The organism is Streptomyces sp. NPDC037389, assembly GCF_040636475.1.
GTDB classification, from domain to species: Bacteria; Actinomycetota; Actinomycetes; order Streptomycetales; family Streptomycetaceae; genus Streptomyces; species Streptomyces hesseae.
Genome location: NZ_JBEZUS010000009.1, coordinates 30715 through 48704, shown reverse-complemented (window position 1 = coordinate 48704; position 17990 = coordinate 30715). Strand labels below are relative to the sequence as shown.

Below are 17990 nucleotides of genomic sequence, written 5' to 3'. Positions count from 1 at the left end.
CCGGCCTTCAGTTCGTGGCGCGGCGACGGCGCGCCGTCACGAGCATGCCCGCACCGGCGGCGAGGGCGACGGCGCTGCCGCCCACGGCCCAGGGGAGCGAGGAGCCGGCGCCGGTGGCGGCCATCTGTCCGCCGGCGGCGGTGTCCTTCGCGGTGGGCTTCACGGCGACGTCGGCCGCCGGCTTGGCATCGCTGCCGCTGCCGTTCTCCGGCTTCGCCCGATCGCCGGTGGACGGCTTGCCGTCCTTGTCACCGCCGGTCCCGGCGCCGTCTTCTCCTTGTCCTTGGCCTCCTTCTCGGCGGCCTCGTCCTTGGCGTGGGCCTCGTACTGACCTACCTCCAAGAAGCGCCGAACATCCTCGGGCGTTCCCTTGAGCGCCGTCTTCGCGGCTTCCCGGACGCCCGGACCGACGTTCTTGTCCATCCCGAGCATCCTGAGGATCGCGAAGCGGTTGTCCTCGTCACGGCCCGCGTACTGGCCGGTGGTGAGGAATCCGTGCATATCCGCGGGGGTGTCGTTGAGCGCCTTCTCGGCCCTCGTCTTGAGACCGCAGCCGATGTTTTCTTCGCCGAGGATCTTCAGAATCGCGAACTTGTCGTCCCCGATCTGCTTCTTGTGGGTGCCTTCTTCCGGCTTCACCTCAGCGGCCTTGTCGGGGGCGGAGGCCCCGGCAGGCGTGGTGACATCAGCGGCAATAGCTGGAGAGGAGAACGGCCGGAGCCAGTGCAGCGGCGACGACGGTTGCGGAAGCACGGGCCGACTTCACGGGGGAATGCACCCATTTTTGACTAGAAGATCACGGGAGTTCCTCGTACTGGACATGTCATCGCTTCGGGGATGGGAAGGGGCCCGTCGGACTCGGTTCGGGGAACTCCGCCTCATGGCTGTGATTTTGCCCGCGCTCTCGGCCGAAGAGGCGTGTGGGGCCGCACACGATCGTGTGCGGCCCCACCCCTTCTACTGGCGTCCTCTGTTCCCCGGCGTCCAGCTCCCCGAAAGCTCGCCAAGGCCTTCGGGGGTACCGGTCAACGCCATTGCAGAAGCACGTTGGCCAGTTGTCTCTGCAGGTCCCAGTCTGCAGGCTTGGACTTCGGCTGCCACCACTGCGCGCCATGGCGCAGCCAGTGCTCGCGGATCTCGCGAACCTGCTCGAGGTCGTTGTCCCCGATGCCGGCCTCGGTGCCACAGCAATGGCAGATCGTGCCGACGGGCCATCCGTCCTCGCGGAAGGACTCACCGTCGGAGTAGCCGCAGATGCGGCATACGTCCTCGAAGTCGTCCGTGTTCTCCATAGCTGTCCTCGTGACCGGGGTGCTCATCAGCGCCCCTTTTCGTACTTCCCCTGGGACTTCAGATGGTCCTCAAGGGTGCCCTTGTATCCGCTCGGGTTGGTTTCCTTGTCGTAGGGCCTCGGCTTGTGCATGGTAATTGGTAGACCCTTCTTATCGAACGCGGTGAGGGTGTTCGTCTTCTCCTCGTACACAGCCCAGCCTGTGATGTCGGAGTCCTTCTGGCGAACGAACACGCGGTACCCCGCCGGCGGAGTGTCCGGGTCAATGAGCTGACGATAGCTGTGGGCCTTCGTCACGTATTCCTTGGCGCCGTTGAGCTCGGGGAACTCGCCTCCGTGCTTGCGCCAGTGATCGACGGCCTGCTGGAATCGGTTGCCCTTGCTGGCCTTATTCGGAGTAGTCCAGACCTCGGCCGGCCTGCCGGCCTCACGGTTTGCCTTGAGGAACGCTTCGAGGGTCTCGGCGCCCTTCTTTCCGTTCTTCGCCTCCTTGAGGCCGAATTTCGTCGCAGCAGCCCCCCAGCCGACGAAGGGGATCATGGCTGAGCAGGACAGAGTGGCTTCGGTGCCCTTCCCGCGCGCGCCGTAGACAGCACAGTTGATGCCGTCGAAAGGTTCACCGGCCCCAGGGACCAGGCCCGCGTAGTCCATGCCCTTCTGGAGGTCTTCAAGCCAGTTGTCGAAGTTCCAGAACTTGCTGAACCAACCACGCTTGTCCTTCTTCTGCGCGGCCCGGAACTCGTCCTCCATCCCCTGGAGCGAGGAGGTCAGCTGGCGGTTCTCGTAGTCCTCCCACTCCTTCTGCCACTCCTTCTCCTGCAGGACGGCGACGGCGAACCAAGCGTCGCTCGCGGCCGACGAAGCGGCATCGGAGTCCTTGCCGGCCTTCTCGGCCGAGGAGCGAGCCTCGCTGGCGGCGGCGTAGGCCTCGGCGGCCGAACCGCGGGCGGAAACAGCGGAGGATTCCGCGCGAGCCGCCGCGTTGTCCGCGTCGAGGGCCGCTTGGTGGGCGTCGGCTTCAGCCTGGCGCGCCTGCTTGGCCGATTCGGCCGCCTGCGCCGCAGAAGCCGCAGCGTCCTTCGCGGACTGGGCGGCCTGCTTGGCGTATTTGTCGGCCTCCTCGGCGGAGGCCTTCGCCTGCTTGGCGTACTTGTCCGCCTCTTCCGCGGCCTTGGCAGCGCGAAGCGCGGACTCCTGAGCCTGAGCGGCGTTCTGCTGCGCGGTCGCCGCGACTCCTGCGGCCTCAGCGATGAGGCGCTGGACTTGGGCGATGTGCGTCGCCGCCAGTTGGTCCTTGCGCTTGGCCATGTACTGGCCCCGTTGGAGGAAGTCGTGCAGCAGCTGCGGCGGGCCCGCGAGCGCGATCCGGGCGGCGGCCTGGAGCTCCGGATCGCCGCTGCTGACCAACTGCGCGGCACGTACCCGCTCATCGGCCTCCCGCGCGACGAACTGTCCCTCATCAAGGAAAGCGAGGAGCTTGTCGGGCGAACCTGACTTCAGCGCGGCCTGAGCCGCTTCCTGCACACCCGGCCCACCGGCGCTGGAGATCTGCGCCGCACGCACGCGGTACTCGATGGCGGCGGTCTTGTGCTGACCGTTGAGGAGGAATTCGCTGATCTGCTTCGTGTCGCCGTCGAGGGCCTTCTTGGCCTCCTGCTTGACCTTGTCCGACAGGCCATCGGTGGCGAGCCGTACCACCCGGGAACGGTCGTCCTGATCGGCGGCCCGCTTCCAGCCGGTGCGCACGTATTCCCGCATGGCGTCATCCGAGCCGGCGAGCGCGACCTCGGCTGCGGTCCGGCCCCACGGGCCGGAGACCTGTGCTGTCAACAGCGCCAGCTGACGGCCCTTGGAAGTGATCTCCTTGGCATCGCCCCCAGGCTTGGCGGCGCCCGCGGCGAGCCGTGCCGCCTCGTCCTCCAGAGCCTGTGTGTCCTTGGCCTTGTCGGCCGCCTCCGCCTTGCGCTTGTCGTTCTCGGCCTTGAGGTCCTTGGCCTTCTCGATCGCCGCCGCGGTACGGGCGTTGAGCTGCTCTGCCTCGATCTTGCGCGCGAGGTCGTGGACCTCTCGCGCCTTCTTCACCGCGCCGGTCGCGACATCGGCGGCCTCCTTGGCGGCCTTGGCGTGCTCCTTGGCCTGATCGGCGGCCTTGGCCGCCTCCCCCGCCTGCTTGGCCGCCTCCTCGGCTGCGTCGGCCGCCTTCCGGGCGTGATTGGCGGCCGAACGGGCCCAGGTCTGGGCTTCCTGCGCGGCCTGCGCGGATTCCTCGGCGAGAGCCGCCGCGGCGTTCGCCGCGCGGGTCGCCTCGCGTGCGTGGCGGTGAGCCGCGGCCGCGGCCGCGGCTGACTCGGCAGAGTGGGCACCGGCGGCGTCGGCGAGGCTGTTGGCCTCGTCTGCTGCGGCGGCAGCGGCGTCGGCGTTGCCGCCGGCACCGGCCGCGGCCTTCGCCGCGGCCGCGGCCTCCCGGGAGGCGTCCATCGCGTGGCCGGCGGCGATGCCCGAGTCGTCGGCGGCCTGGGCCGCCTTACGGGCGTTCTCCGCGGCCTGGCGCGCGGCCGAGGCGTTGCCGGCGTCCGTGGCGGCGTCGGCGGCGGCGCCACGTGCCCGAGCCGCTGCCTGTGCGGCGCCCGCAGCTGCGGCAGCGGCTTGCTCCGCTGCTGCGGCCGCGACACGGGCCGACTGGTTGGCGGCCCGCGCGGCGCTGATGGCTTCCTGCGCGGCCTCAGCTGCACTCCGCGCAGCCTGGGCGGCGCGACTGGCCGCACCGGCGGCCCGATTCGCGTCCTTGCGGGCTTCCTCTGTCTCCTTCGCCGCCTTCTGAGCGGCTTCCTTCGCAAGCTGGGCAGCGGCTACCGCGCGGTCCGAGGCCGCCTTCGCGGCGATGGTCTCGCGCTTGGCCTGCGCGCCCGCTTCCTTGGCCTGCTCGGCCAGCTGCGAGACGGTCGCACGTTCCTGGTCCCGTGAACGAGCGACGTACTGGCCTACGTTCAGGAACTCCTGGATGTCGTCAGGGGTCCCCTTGAGGGCGAGCCTCGCAGCCTCCTTGGTGGTCGGCCCGCCACCGCTCAGAATCTGGACGACGCGGACGCGGTTGTCCGCCTGACGGGCGGTGTGCTGGCCTTTGTCGAGGAACTTTCTGACGTCCTCGATCGAGCTCTTGATCGCAGCTTGACCGGCTTCCTGGACTCCGGGCCCGCCGGCGCTGACAATCTGGGCGACCTGAACGCGCTGGTCCTGCTCGAGCGGCTTCTTCCAGCCGTCCTTGAGGAATTTCCGCAGGTCATCATGGGTGCCGGCCAATGCCTTCTGGGCTGCTTCGCGGACCCCCTGGCCGCCCATGGAATGCAGCTGAACGGCGGTGACGCGATCGTCATGGCGCTCGGCGATTTCCTGCTCGCTGTCCAAGAAGCGTCGCAGGTCGGCGTCCGATCCCAGGAGCGCGGCTTCCGCCGCCGCCTTGACACTGGGGCCGCCATCTTTCCACAGCTGAACTACCCGGCCGCGATCGGTGGCCGGAATCGGGTTGACGGGCTCGTCTTCGTCCCATGAATCCGCCGCATGGGCGGGACCGGTGCCAATGATGCCGGCGACGAGCGCCAGAGGTAGTACGCCTGCGGACAAGGCGCGTATGCCGCGCGACCGCACCCCTCTCGCCCGGGTTGCATAGACGGTTGCCCTCACCAAAAAGCCTTTCTCATCTCACGAGCTGTCTGATGCCGCATTCGGCCGGGTGAGCATAACCTTGCCGATCATCTTGTTTCGCTGGGCACCTATATTTCTGATGGCGGGTCAGAAATTCTGAGAAGAGGTGACGTGGACATGTCGCGCTCTTTCTTTAGTAAAGGGGTCGATGGGTGCCGTCTCCTTGATCAATAAGGGCTGGACATGGCGTCACGTCCCGTGACGCGCCGCCCGTGAGGCCTGGTTGATGGCCTCTCATTGCTCGGCTGCGCGTTCATGGTGATAGCGTCTTGAAGGATCCTTTAACTGGCCATTACCGGCGGCATTGCCGCCATCTGCACAATCCGAGGGGAATCTCTGTGATATCTCGCGCGCGCGGAATGCTGATCGTCGGCGCCGTCGGCACAGTCACCGCTATTGCTGCCGCAGTCTCGGTGAGCTCGGCTTCCGCGGCTCCCACGCCAACCGATGAAGCCACCCAGCCCTCGGCGGTGGAGACCTTTGAGTACCCGAATGCGGAAAAGATCTTGAAGGAGAAGGGGATCGCTCTCCGCAAGGGTGACGGGCGCATCCTGCTGGCCGACTGCGCCGCCTCTCAGGACATCGTGGTGATGACGCGCCACAACGATGAAGGTCAGTACTGCTTCAAGGTCACGGGTAACGGCAAGTCCGGCTATCTGACCCTGGAGGTGCCCAAGGCCTTCTACCTCACGACTGAGGACTACGCGATCCGGGCCAAGCTCACCGCCGACGGCAAGACCGAGACCGTAGACGTGCCGAAGAACGGCTACAAGGGCGTCGGTGAGGGCGGCTCTCCGCCCGGCAAGTCCACCACCCTGGTCGAGCTTCGCGTAACCGGCTGACCAGCAACGATTCCAGGGCGCCTCTTCTTCGGCATCCCGTAAGCCTTCGGCGATTCCCGAACCGAGAAAGAAAAGAAGAAACATGTTTGTCAGCCGTACGCGCGTCGCATGGGCCGCTGGGCTCCTCGCGACCGCCGTCGGTTCCGGCCTGCTGACCGCCGCTCCGGCGAGCGCCGTCGTGGGCCCGAGTGCCAAGGACGGCTCGTTCCCTTTCACCGCGAAGCTCGACATCGGTGGTGAGCGCGGCTGCTCGGCCACGCTGGTCGAGAAGCAGTGGCTGGTCACCGCGGCGAGTTGCTTCGCCGACGACCCCGCGAAGGACTTCAAGGTCGCCGCAGGCGCGCCGAGGCTGAAGACCACCGCTGTCATCGGCCGTGCGGACCTGACGCGGGACTCGGGTACGGTCGCCAACGTCGTGGAGCTCGTCCCGCGTGAGGACCGCGACCTGGTGATGGCGAAGCTGGACAAGCCGGTCACCGGCATCACCCCCGCCAACCTGGGAGTCAGCGCCCCGCTGGCCGGCGAGGAGCTGTGGGCGGCCGGCTTCGGCCGTACCAAGACCGAGTGGGTGCCGGACAACCTGCACTACGCGAAGTTCACCGCCGGTGCCGTCAAGGACACCACGATCAGCCTCACCGGCAAGGCCGAGGACGCTGTCCTGTGCAAGGGCGACACCGGTGGCCCCGCCCTCCGCGAGGTGGGCGGTCGCTACGAGCTCGTCGGCGTCAACAGCACGTCCTGGCAAGGCGGCTGCTTCGGCAATGAGGCCGAGACCCGCAAGGGCGCCGTCGACACACGGGTCGACGACATCGCGGGATGGATCCAGTCGGTCTCCTCTCGCACCCTCCTACCGCGCTCGAGCTGGAAGTACGCTGCCCACACCGTGTCCGGCTACTTCACCGGTGGCTCGAACGACGGCAAGCGCCGCATGGACCTGTTCGTCGTCTGGAAGGACGGCGAGGCCACGCTCTTCCAGGGTGCCGACCACGACGACCCGAAGCAGCCCTTCTCCGCCGAGTACAAGATCGCCGACAAGGGCAGCTACTGGCAGGACGCCAGGGCCGTCACCGGCGGCAAGTTCACCGAGAACGGTTCCGACGGCATCACCGTCCGCTGGGCCAGCGGCAAGCTCTCGACGTACACCCACGTCGACGAGAAGGGTGTCCACGACGAGAAGACCCTCGCCCGCAGCGACTCGTGGAAGAACGCCCGCCTCATCACGGCTGGCCGTTTCACCGCCAACGCCCTGCGCGACGACCTGCTCGTGCTGTGGGAGGACGGCTCCACGTCGATGTACTCCGACACGGACGTCAACGGGGTCAAGAAGGAGACCCAGCTGACGAAGGCTGACAACGGCTGGAAGAACGCCGTCCAGATCAGCGCCGGCGAGTTCACCGGCAAAAAGACCGCCGACCTCCTCATCCGCTGGAACGACGGCCAGGCCCAGATCTTCCCGGGTGTCGACACCGCCGGATACCACGGCAGCCGGATCACCGTCCGGCCCGTCGGCTCGGCGTGGAAGAACGCCCGGACGCTGACGGTCGGCTCCTTCACCGTCCCCGGCAAGGGCCCGAACGACGTCCTCGTCGGGTGGAACGACGGCAACGTCAGCTACTACCCCGGCATCGACGCCGCCGGCACGCACGGCGAGGTCCAGCTCGTCGGCTGAAACGGCCCGACGCATATCAACCACGGTCCGGCCGCCCGCCGCGCACGGCGGCGGCCGGACCTGAGCGTGTCCTGCCCGCGCTCGCTCACGACTCTCAAGGAAGAACACATGAACCGCAGTAGTTCGCGCGCAGCGTGGGCAGCCGGTTTCCTCACCACTGTTGTCGCGACCGGCGCGCTGGTCGCCACCCCCGCACACGCCGTCATCGGCGACGTGGCCAAGGACGGCCAGTACGTCTCCACCGTCAAGCTCGACATCGGCGAGGGTCAGCGCGCCTGCACCGGCACGCTTGTCGACGAGCAGTGGGTGCTGACCGCCGGCAGCTGCTTCGCCGACACCGCGCAGCCGGGCGGCAAGGTCGCTCCCGGGGCGCCCCAGCTGAAGACCAAGGCGACCGTCGGCCGGGCGGATCTCGCCACCGAGGCCGGGCAGGTGCGGGACGTCGTCGAGCTCGTCCCGCGTGGCGACCGCGACCTCGTCATGGCACGGCTCGCCGCCCCCGTCGCCGACGTCAAGCCTACGGAACTCGGCAGCGGCGCCCCCGCCAAGGGGGACGTCCTGCGGGTCGCCGGCTACGGCCGCACCAAGGACGAGTGGGTGCCGGACCGTGTGCACTCAGGTGCCTTCGGCGTCGACGCCGTGAAGGGCACCAGCCTCGACATCACCGGCAAGGACGGGGCCGTCTGCAAGGGCGACACCGGCGGGCCGGTGGTGCGGGAGCGCGGCGGGCGCGAGGAGCTGGTCGCCGTCAGCAGCACCTCCTGGCAGGGCGGCTGCTTCGGGAACGAGGCCGAGACCCGCAAGGGCGCCGTCGCGAGCCGGACCGACGACATCGCCTTCTGGGTCCAGCAGGTGCGTGCTCTCCCGAAGCGCTACGTGACGACCACCGGCGACTTCGACGGCGACGGCAAGGCCGATGTCGCCATGCTGACCGACTACGGTCCGTCGAAGGACGGCCGGGGCCGGGCGGCGCTGTGGGTCCACACCGCCACCGGCGAAGGCTTCAAGGAGCCGCGCGCCGTGTGGGACACCGGCTCGGACAGCTGGCGGTGGGACGCCGTCAAGCTGACGTCCGGTGACTTCAACGGCGACGGCAAGGCCGACATCGCCGCACTGTACAACTACGGCAAGACCGCCGACGGCCTCTACCGGACCGGTCTGTTCACCTTCACCGGCACCGGGACCGGCTTCAACGCCCCCGTGAAGGTCTGGGAGAGCTCTTCCAGCTCCTGGAAGAGCTGGAACTGGGACGCCAGCAAGGTCGCCGCCGGTGACTTCAACGGCGACGGCAAGGCCGACATCGCCGTCCTCTACAACTACGGCAACAACGGATCCCGCAACGAGAGCGGCCTGCTGACCTTCACCAGCAACGGCAACGGCTTCGCCGAACCCCGCAAGACCTGGGAAAGCGGCTCGACCAGCTGGAACTGGAACAGCAGCAAGATGGTCGCCGGTGACTTCAACGGCGACGGCAAGAGCGACATCGCCGTCCTCTACGGCAACGGCACGACCTCCGACAGCCGCAACGAGACGGCCCTGTGGCTCATCGCCGACAACAGCAACGGCTTCGTCGAGCACCGCAAGGTCTGGAACAGCCTGACGTGGGAGGGCCGCAGCTGGATCTGGGAGGCCAGCAAGGTCACGGCCGGTGACTTCAACGGTGACGGCAAGGCCGACATCGCCGTCCTGTACGACTACGGCAAGGTCTCCGGCAAGAGCAAGACCGGCCTGTGGGTCTTCTCCGGCACCAAGGACGGCTTCACCGACCCCCGCAAGGTCTGGGAGAGCGGCACCACGGTCGACAGCTGGAACTGGGCCGCGAGCGAGCTCACCGCCGGCGACTTCAACGGTGACGGCAAGGCCGACATCGGCGTCACGTACGACTACGGCCAGGGTGCCGACGGCCGTACGTCGGTCGGCCTGTGGACCTTCATCAGCAACGGCAGCGGCTTCAACGCTCCCGTGAAGGCCTGGAACAGCGACCTGAAGCGCTGAATCACCCCGTGGGGCCGGCACCTTGTGTGCCGGCCCCACGCCCGCATCGCATCGCAGCAGTTCAGCAGCGTTCAGCAGTTCAGTAGTTCATACGTCAGGAAACCCGCCGCCCCCATGAAGCTCGCCCCCATCCACCTCACCGGCCGCACCCGCCGCGGGCTGTGCGGGATCACGCTCGTCGTGTCCCTCTCCACGGCCGCCGCCGCGGGGCCGCTCACCGCACAGGCGAACCCGGCCGCGCCCGGGCCGGACAGTGCGCAGGCCGGCCCGTCCAGGGGCGTGCCGAATCTCGTCCTCCCCGATCTGCGGAAGCCCCCGCAGCAGCCGGGCCCGTCCGCCAACGGGGACGCCGGGATTCCGGCCACCGCGCTGGACGCCTACAAGAAGGCCGCGCAGGCGCTGGCCGCGAGCCAGCCGGGGTGCCGGATCCCGTGGGAGCTGGTCGCCGGGATCGGGCGTGTGGAGTCCGTGCACGCTTCCGGGTACGGGCTGCGCACCGACGGGTCCACCGAGCAGCCCATCCGGGGGCCGAGGCTGGACGGGAAGCAGTTCGCGCTCATCCGCGACACCGACGGCGGACGCTGGGACGGGGACACCGAGTACGACCGTGCCGTCGGCCCCACCCAGTTCATCCCCTCCACCTGGGTCACCTGGGGCGCCGACGGCAATGGCGACGGGGTCAAGGACCCCAACAACATCTACGACGCCGCCCTCGGCACCGCCCGCTACCTCTGCGCCGGTGACCGGAACCTCACGGATCCCGCCGACCTCGACAAGGCGATCCTCAGCTACAACAACTCCCGTGAATACGTCAACGCCGTCCTGGAGTGGATGCGGACGTACCAGGGCGGCAAGGTCACCGCCCTCCCCGACGACACCCCGGCCGTCCCCCATCGCCCGGACCCGGCCGACGGGCGGTCCGTCACCTCGGCGCACGCCGCCGTGCGGACGACCGCCCCCGGGCCGGGGGAGAAGCCGCAGCCCAAGCCCCTGCCGAAGCCCACGCCCAAGCCCACGCCCAAGCCCACGCCTGAACCCGAGCCCCGGCCCGAGCCCGACCCCCGAACCGTCACCCGTCTCACCCCTCTCGGGGAGCCGAGCCGCGACGCCGAGACCGGACAGGACCTCGACCAGGTCGCGCGGGTACGGGCGAGCAACGCCCACGGCGACCCCGTCTCCGGAGCCGACGTCGCTTTCGAGATCGTCGGCGCCGACACCGACGCGCGTTTCCCCGGGCACGAGGACGCCACGACGGTCACTGTCGCCACCGACGCCCAGGGCATCGCCGTCGCGCCGCGCATACGCGTCGGTGACCGGCCGGGCGGCTTTGTCGTCATGGCGACCACCGCGGGCAAGGACGTGACGTTCCAGGTGAACGCCCGGCTCTCCTCCTCCGCCACCGCCGATGCCCTGACGCGGATCGGCGAACAGCCCCCGAGCGCACCGGCCGGCGGCACCTTCGCCGAGAGTCCGCAGGTCAAGGCCACCCGCTATGGGCAGCCCGCCCTCGGCACGGTGCTTACCGCGACCTTCCTCACGAGCAAGGAGAACACCGCCGAGAACACCCTCGGCCCGTACTTCTCCGACGCGTCGGGCAAGGCCGTCCGCACCCTCGTCCTGCCTCCGCCCGGCGCCGATGGCGTGGTCACCCTTCCGGCGATCCACGCCGACGGGAATCCCGGTACGTACGTCCTCCGGCTCACCGCCGCCGACGGTGTCACCCTGGACGTCGAGCTCACCGTCACCGCGTGAGCGTCAGTGCCCCGTCTCGCCGCGGTTGACGGCCATCACCATGACCGCGCCGATCAGGACCAGACGGTCGGTCAGCGCGTCGAGCTGCCGGCGCTGTTCCGTCGGGAGATGCCAGTCCTCCCAGGAGGAGGTCTCCTGCTTCGAGGGCGGGGCCTGCCACTCGGCGGTCCAGTCGCGGCCGAGGCGGGCCGCGAGGGGGGTGGCGGTGCGGGCCAGGCCGCCGTAGGCGCCGAGGAGGCCGAGCATGTGGCTGTCCGGGAGCCAGCCGCGCCAGGCGTCCAGCAGCTCTCCGGCGAGGTGGGCGACGTCTTCCAGCCAGAGGACGTGCTGGGTGACCCAGCCTTGGGGGCTGGGGGACATGGGCATGCCCGGCAGTAGTCGCTGCGGTATGGCGTCGCGACGTGTGAAGAAGTCGCGAGCGAGGGTCAGCTCGTGGTCCGAGGGGGTCCAGGAGCGGTCGTTCAGGGCGATCGCGGCGGCATCGACCGCGTCGACGGCGTGGCTCATTCCGATACCGTACGTGCCCCGCAGGCCGAGGTGCGAGCGGGTCGGGGAACCGTCATGTACCGGGCGCGGCGGCCCGCCGCCAGCCATTCGGCCCGCAGCCGCTCGTAGACATCGCGCTCGGCGCTGGTCAGCGTGCGGCCGCGACGGGCCGTGAGGAACGTGCGTATCTCGTGGTTGAGCTGCTCCGGGGTCGGGGTCAGGGTCGCGTTGCATGACATGCCCTCAGGCTAGGGGGTGCCACTGACAACGGGCCCGCCCCAAGGTCATGTTTGCGGAACGCTCATCGAATGGTCATGAAGTCGGTGGGTGAACCTTGAGGTGGTCCTTACTCCGCCACCGGCCGTCGCAGCCTCGCCACGAACTTGTAGCGGTCGCCCCGGTACACCGATCTCACCCACTCCACCGGCTTGCCCTCCGCGTCCAGCGAGTGGCGTGAGAGCAGCAGCATCGGCAGGCCCACGTCCGTGCCCAGCAGGCCGGCCTCGCGCGGGGTGGCCAGGGAGGTCTCGATGGTCTCCTCCGCCTCCGCGAGGTGGACGTCGTAGACCTCGGCCAGCGCGGTGTAGAGGGAGGTGTACTTCACCAGGCTGCGGCGCAGGGCCGGGAAGCGCTTCGCCGACAGGTGGGTGGTCTCGATCGCCATGGGCTCGCCGCTGGCGAGCCGCAGGCGTTCGATGCGCAGGACGCGGCCGCCGGGCACTATGTCGAGGAGCTCGGAGAGGCGGTCGTCGGCGGTGACGTAGCCGATGTCGAGGAGCTGGGAGGTGGGCTCCAGGCCCTGGGCGCGCATGTCCTCCGTGTAGGAGGTCAGTTGGAGGGCCTGGGAGACCTTGGGCTTGGCGACGAACGTGCCCTTGCCCTGGATGCGCTCCAGCCGGCCCTCGACCACCAGTTCCTGGAGGGCCTGACGCACCGTCGTACGGGAGGTGTCGAACTCGGCGGCCAGGGTGCGCTCCGGCGGTACGGGAGTACCGGGAGGCATGGTTTCGGTCATATCCAGCAAGTGCCGTTTGAGCCGGTAATACTTGGGAACACGCGCGGTCCGTCCGCCGCTCGCGGCGCTGCCGCCCTCCGCCGTCTCGCCCTCGGTCGCCATGGCGTGCCTTCCCGACCTTCCCGACTCCGATGATCCTGCTGCCGTCACCGGCTCCTCCGTGTCTGTAGCGGTCACATGGTGGCACGGGCAGAGCCCGAGGAGACCGGAGATACCCGGGTCGACCTCGAGGTGTCGGTCCGGTAACGGAGCCGACAGCGACTCTTATACACCCTTGACACCCCAAAAGGTCTAGGCCAAGCTGCGGGCACTGGTCTAAACCATTAAAGACCACATTCGGTCCTCAAGGGAGAGTGCTGTGAAGCGAGGGCTCATAGCGGCGACGGGCGTCGTGGCCATGCTGGTGAGTGTTGCTGCCTGTGGGTCCAGCGACAGTGACAAGGGATCGGCCGATGGCGGTTCCAAGGACAAGAGCCTCACTGTCTGGTTCATGGATGGCTCGAATCCACCGGGTTGGACCAAGGCCGTCCAGGCCGAGTTCGAACAGAAGACCGGTGTCAAGCTCAATGTCCAGGTCCAGAAGTGGGACGGCATTCAGCAGAAGCTCACCACCGCCCTCTCCGAGTCCAGCCCGCCGGACGTCGTGGAGGTCGGCAACACCCAGACGCCCTCCTACGCCCAGACCGGTGGCCTCGCCCAGCTGGACGACCTGAAGAAGGAGATCGGCGGGGACTGGACCGACTCCCTCAACAAGCCGGCCGTCTTCGAGGGCAAGCAGTACGCCGCCCCCTGGTACGCCGCCAGCCGCGTCGTCATCTACAACAAGAAGATCTGGGCCGACGCGGGCATCAAGGACGCCCCGAAGACCCGTGACGAGTTCTTCAAGGACCTTGAGGCCATTCAGCAGAAGGGCGACGCCGAGCCGCTCTACCTGCCCGGCCAGAACTGGTACTTCTTCGACGGCCTGACCATCGGCACCGGCGCCGACCTGGTGAAGAAGGACGGCAAGAAGTACGTCTCCAACCTCGGCGACCCCAAGGTCGCCAAGGCCATGGAGGTCTACAAGAAGTACCAGTCCTACAGCAAGGCCCCCAAGGACAAGGACGAGGCCACCCCGCAGCAGGCCGACGTCTTCGCCAAGGGCAAGACCGGCGCCTTCATCGGCATGGGCTGGGAGGCCGCCACCGCCGTCAAGGCGAACCCGGAGATCGAGAAGGAGATCGGCTACTTCACCATCCCCGGTGAGACCGCCGGCAAGCCCGAGGGCGTCTTCCTCGGCGGCTCCAACCTCGCCGTCTCCGAGGGCAGCAAGAAGAAGGACCTCGCCAAGGAGTTCCTGAAGATCGCGCTGTCCGACAAGAACGAGGGCGCGCTGGCCAAGGAGGTCGGCTCGCTCCCCAACAAGGACGCGCTGCTGACCAACCTGAAGGGTCAGCCGGCCGCCGAGGCCGCCGCCCCCGCCGCCAGGACCGGTGGCACCACTCCGCTGATCCCCGAGTGGGCCAACGTGGAGAACGCGCCGAACCCGATCAAGGCCTATATGACGGCTGTTCTGGGCGGCAAGTCGCCGGAGGAGGCCGCCAAGCAGGTCGAGGGCGACATGAACAAGCGCCTCGCCCAGAAGCAGTAGTCCTCCGACAGCGATCCGACCGGTCCCGTACGGGCCGCCGTGGGGGCGGCCCGTACGGGACCCCGCAGCACGCACAACCGTTCCACAGGGGAGAAGGCGGACGACGATGTCAGCGCAGATCGAAGAGGCGGCGGCCACCGGCCCGACGCCCCGGATCGGCAAAGGCGGCGCCCCGCCGCCCCGCCGCGACCGGGAACGCGCGGCGAGAAGCCTGCCCTACCTGCTGATCCTCCCCACCGTCGCCGCCGTCGTACTGCTGCTCGGCTGGACGCTGGTGAAGAACGGCCTGCTGTCCTTCCAGAACCTCAACAAGCGCCAGCTGATCCAGCGCGTCACCGAGTGGACCGGCGTCGACAACTACGACAGCGTCCTCGGCAGTTCCGAGTTCTGGCACGTCACCGGCCGCTCGGTGGTCTTCACCGCCGCCAACGTCGTCCTGATCATGGTGGTGGGCTGTCTGATCGGCCTGCTGCTCGCCCGGCTCGGCACGAAGACGCGACTGCTGCTCTCGCTCGGCCTCGTCCTCGCCTGGGCCATGCCCGTCGTCGCCGCGACCACCGTCTTCCAGTGGCTCTTCGACCAGCGCTTCGGCGTCGTCAACTACCTCCTCGACGCGCTCGGCCGGCACTCCATGGCCGGCTACAACTGGACCGGCGACCAGCTCTCCACCTTCTTCGTGATCACCGTGCTGATCGTCTGGCAGTCGGTGCCCTTCGTGGCGATAAACCTCTACGCCGCCACGACCACGATCCCCAAGGAGCTCTACGAGGCCGCCTCGCTGGACGGCGCGGGCACCTGGAAGCAGTTCACCTCGGTGACCTTCCCCTTCCTCAAGCCGTTCTTCCTCGCCACGACCTTCCTTGAGGTCATCTGGGTCTTCAAGTCCTTCACCCAGGTCTTCGCGATCAACGAGGGCGGCCCCGACCGGCTCACCGAGACCCTGCCCGTCTACGCCTTCCAGGAGGGCATGGGCAGCCAGCACTTCGGCATGGGCGCGGCGATCTCCATCCTCACCATCGTCATTCTGCTGGCGCTGACGGCCCACTATCTGCGCCTGGTTCTCAAGCAAGAGGAGGACGAGCTGTGAGGCGTTCACTGCCCAGGACCGTCGGTCGCGTCTGGCCGGGGGCGACGGCGGTCGTCCTCTTCGCCTTCTTCGCCTTCCCCGTCTACTGGATGTTCGCCACGGCCTTCAAGGCCAACAAGGACATCGTCAGCGACAGCCCCGTCTGGTTCCCCTCGAACCCCACCTTCGAGCACTTCGACAGGGCGGTGAGCGCCGACGGCTTCTGGACGTTCGTCGGGAACTCCCTCACCGTGACCCTGGTGGCCGTCGCCCTGTCGCTCGTCATCGCGCTGCTGGCGTCCTTCGCCGTCGCGCGCATGCGCTTCAAGGGCCGCAAGAGCTTCATCCTCGTGATGATGATGGCCCAGATGGCGCCCTGGGAGGTGATGGTCATCGCGTACTACATGATCGTGCGCGACGCGGACATGCTGAACAGCCTGCCGCCGCTCATCGCCATCTACACCGTCATGGTGCTGCCCTTCACCGTCCTGACGCTGCGCGGCTACGTCGCCGCCGTGCCCAAGGAACTGGAGGAGTCCGCCATGGTCGACGGGTGCACCCGCACCCAGGCCTTCATCCGGGTGATCTTCCCGCTGCTGGCGCCCGGCCTGATGGCCACCTCGCTCTTCGGCTTCATCACCGTCTGGAACGAGTTCCCGATGGTCCTGATCCTCAACAAGGACCCCGGATCGCAGACCCTCCCGCTGTGGCTGACCGGCTTCCGCACCACCTTCGGCGACGACTGGGGCGCCACCATGGCCGCCTCCTCGCTCTTCGCGATCCCGATCCTCGTCCTGTTCGTCATCCTCCAGCGCAAGGCGGTCGGAGGCCTCACGTCCGGCGCAGTGAAGGGCTAGGAGCATCGACATGACCATCCTCACCCAGCACCGGGACAGCCGGAGCAACCCCGACAGCCTCACCCGGGACGCCCTGACCGTCCTCCAGCCCGGCTTCACCGGGACGACCGCCCCCGACTGGCTGCTGCGCAGGCTCGGCGAAGGCCTCTCCTCCGTCGGCCTGTTCGGCCGCAACATCGCCTCCCCCGAACAGCTCGCCGCCCTGACCGCGCGGCTGCGCGCCGAACGCGACGACGTCCTCGTCGCCATCGACGAGGAGGGCGGCGACGTCACCCGGCTGGAGGTCCGTACGGGCTCCTCCTTCCCCGGCAACCTCGCCCTCGGCACCGTCGACGACCCCGCGCTCACCCGCGCCGTCGCCCATGAGCTGGGCCGCCGCCTGGCCGCCTGCGGCGTCAACCTCAACTGGGCGCCCTCCGGGGACGTCAACTCCGACCCCGACAACCCCGTCATCGGCGTACGGTCCTTCGGCGCCGACCCGGCGCTCGTCGCCCGGCACACCGCCGCGTACGTCGAGGGCCTCCAGGCCGCCGGGGTCGCCGCCTGCACCAAGCACTTCCCCGGCCACGGCGACACCGCCGTCGACTCCCACCACGACCTGCCCCGCATCGACGCGGACCTCGCGACGCTCCACGCACGCGAACTGGTGCCCTTCCGGGCGGCCGTCACGGCCGGCACGAAGGCCGTGATGAGCGCGCACATCCTGCTGCCCGCGCTCGACGCCGCCCTGCCCGCCACGCTCAGCCCCCTCGCTCTCCACGGGCTGCTGCGCGCGCCCGTCACCGCCGGCGGTCTCGGCTTCGACGGCCTGATCGTCACCGACGGCATGGAGATGCGGGCGATCGCCGGTACGTACGGCATCGAACGCGGCAGCGTCATGGCCATCGCGGCGGGCGCCGACGCGATCTGCGTCGGGGGCGGCCTGGCCGACGAGGAGACCGTGCTCCGGTTGCGCGACGCGCTCGTCGCGGCCGTGCGCGGCGGGGAACTGCCGGAGGAGCGGCTCGCCGACGCGGCGGAGCGGGTACGGGCTCTGGCGGGCTGGACGTCCTCGGCGGCGCGCCCGGATCCGTCGGCGTCCGACCCCGACGTGGGGCTGGTCGCCGCGCGACGCGCGCTGCGGATCACGCGCTCCGGGGTGGGGTACGAGGCGGCTCCCGCCGGGCCCGTGTACGTCGCCGCCTTCACTCCCGTCGCCAACATCGCCGTCGGCGACGAGACGCCGTGGGGCGTGGGAGCGGAGCTCGCGCGGCTGCGGCCCGGGACGCTCACCGAGACCTACGGGCCGGAGTCGGCCGGGGCGGAAGCGGTGCTCGCGGCGGCGGGGGAGCGACGGATCGTCGCGGTCGTCCGCGACGTCCACCGGCATCCGTGGATGGCCCGGGCCCTCGGGACGCTGCTGGCGGCACGGCCGGACACGGTCGTGGTGGAGATGGGGCTCAACGAGGCGCCGCCGAGCGGTGCGCTGCACATCGCCACGCATGGGGCGGCGCGGGTGTGCGGGATCGCTGCCGCTGAGGCGATCGCGGGGGATTGACCCCCCGGGCCGCGACGGTTCGGCACCGCCGGGCTCACCGGCGGGGGCCGATCGCCGTCGTTCAAAACTGAAGATCGACAAAAACTGCAAGTGCACGAATGTCATGCGCGCCATGTGTCCGAAGAGGCATGTGGCGTGCGTGGTGAGG

General features: G+C 68.9%; 15 protein-coding genes. 8 read left to right on the top strand and 7 right to left on the bottom strand.

Annotation, left to right across the window (positions count from 1 at the left end; translation table 11 throughout):
- Positions 1 to 7: 7 nt before the first annotated feature.
- The 4 genes from AB0E98_RS20815 to AB0E98_RS20800 form a co-directional block, all read right to left on the bottom strand.
- Positions 8 to 163, bottom strand: a complete 156-nt coding sequence (locus AB0E98_RS20815; protein ID WP_361704647.1) for an LAETG motif-containing sortase-dependent surface protein — start codon at positions 161 to 163, stop codon at positions 8 to 10.
- Entirely contained in the window at positions 160 to 753 is a 594-nt protein-coding gene (locus AB0E98_RS20810) for an ALF repeat-containing protein (RefSeq protein ID WP_361704644.1), read from the bottom strand. Before AB0E98_RS20810 ends, AB0E98_RS20815 begins: the two co-directional genes overlap by 4 nt.
- Before the next feature lie 272 nt (positions 754 to 1025).
- Positions 1026 to 1292, bottom strand: a complete 267-nt coding sequence (locus AB0E98_RS20805) for a hypothetical protein (protein ID WP_361704641.1) — start codon at positions 1290 to 1292, stop codon at positions 1026 to 1028.
- A 26-nt stretch (positions 1293 to 1318) separates the two neighbouring features.
- Entirely contained in the window at positions 1319 to 4912 is a 3594-nt protein-coding gene (locus tag AB0E98_RS20800; RefSeq protein WP_361704640.1) for an ALF repeat-containing protein, read from the bottom strand.
- A gap of 440 nt (positions 4913 to 5352) precedes the next feature.
- Between AB0E98_RS20800 and AB0E98_RS20795 the strand changes: the two genes are divergently transcribed.
- The 4 genes from AB0E98_RS20795 (at position 5353) to AB0E98_RS20780 (ending at position 11251) form a co-directional block, all read left to right on the top strand.
- Positions 5353 to 5835, top strand: a complete 483-nt coding sequence (locus AB0E98_RS20795) for a hypothetical protein (protein WP_361704637.1) — start codon at positions 5353 to 5355, stop codon at positions 5833 to 5835.
- A gap of 82 nt (positions 5836 to 5917) precedes the next feature.
- Entirely contained in the window at positions 5918 to 7504 is a 1587-nt protein-coding gene (locus AB0E98_RS20790) for a trypsin-like serine protease (RefSeq protein WP_361704634.1), read from the top strand.
- Positions 7505 to 7612: 108 nt separating this feature from the next.
- Positions 7613 to 9499: an FG-GAP-like repeat-containing protein gene (locus AB0E98_RS20785; RefSeq protein WP_361704631.1), complete on the top strand. Its 1887-nt coding sequence runs from the start codon at positions 7613 to 7615 to the stop codon at positions 9497 to 9499.
- A 114-nt stretch (positions 9500 to 9613) separates the two neighbouring features.
- Positions 9614 to 11251: a lytic murein transglycosylase gene (locus AB0E98_RS20780; RefSeq protein WP_361704629.1), complete on the top strand. Its 1638-nt coding sequence runs from the start codon at positions 9614 to 9616 to the stop codon at positions 11249 to 11251.
- Positions 11252 to 11254: 3 nt separating this feature from the next.
- On the opposite strand, the gene AB0E98_RS20775 is transcribed toward AB0E98_RS20780, so the two are convergent.
- The 3 genes from AB0E98_RS20775 to AB0E98_RS20765 all read right to left on the bottom strand — a co-directional run bounded on the left by AB0E98_RS20775 (position 11255) and on the right by AB0E98_RS20765 (position 12854).
- Positions 11255 to 11758, bottom strand: coding sequence for a hypothetical protein (locus AB0E98_RS20775; protein WP_361704627.1), 504 nt, complete (start codon positions 11756 to 11758; stop codon positions 11255 to 11257).
- On the bottom strand, positions 11755 to 11976 hold the full coding sequence (locus AB0E98_RS20770; protein WP_311614457.1) for a hypothetical protein: 222 nt from the start codon (positions 11974 to 11976) through the stop codon (positions 11755 to 11757). Before AB0E98_RS20770 ends, AB0E98_RS20775 begins: the two co-directional genes overlap by 4 nt.
- Before the next feature lie 107 nt (positions 11977 to 12083).
- Positions 12084 to 12854 (bottom strand): GntR family transcriptional regulator, encoded by a 771-nt coding sequence (locus tag AB0E98_RS20765; RefSeq protein ID WP_361704625.1) that lies wholly within the window; start codon positions 12852 to 12854, stop codon positions 12084 to 12086.
- A gap of 256 nt (positions 12855 to 13110) precedes the next feature.
- Here AB0E98_RS20765 and AB0E98_RS20760 point away from each other — a divergent pair, with 256 nt between their 5' ends.
- The 4 genes from AB0E98_RS20760 (at position 13111) to AB0E98_RS20745 (ending at position 17842) form a co-directional block, all read left to right on the top strand.
- On the top strand, positions 13111 to 14382 hold the full coding sequence (locus tag AB0E98_RS20760) for an extracellular solute-binding protein (RefSeq protein WP_361704622.1): 1272 nt from the start codon (positions 13111 to 13113) through the stop codon (positions 14380 to 14382).
- Between the two features lie 106 nt (positions 14383 to 14488).
- Positions 14489 to 15469 (top strand): sugar ABC transporter permease, encoded by a 981-nt coding sequence (locus AB0E98_RS20755; RefSeq protein ID WP_361704619.1) that lies wholly within the window; start codon positions 14489 to 14491, stop codon positions 15467 to 15469.
- Positions 15466 to 16305 (top strand): carbohydrate ABC transporter permease, encoded by an 840-nt coding sequence (locus AB0E98_RS20750; protein ID WP_361704616.1) that lies wholly within the window; start codon positions 15466 to 15468, stop codon positions 16303 to 16305. Before AB0E98_RS20755 ends, AB0E98_RS20750 begins: the two co-directional genes overlap by 4 nt.
- Before the next feature lie 10 nt (positions 16306 to 16315).
- Positions 16316 to 17842: a glycoside hydrolase family 3 protein gene (locus AB0E98_RS20745; protein ID WP_361704614.1), complete on the top strand. Its 1527-nt coding sequence runs from the start codon at positions 16316 to 16318 to the stop codon at positions 17840 to 17842.
- The last annotated feature ends 148 nt before the right edge of the window (positions 17843 to 17990 follow it).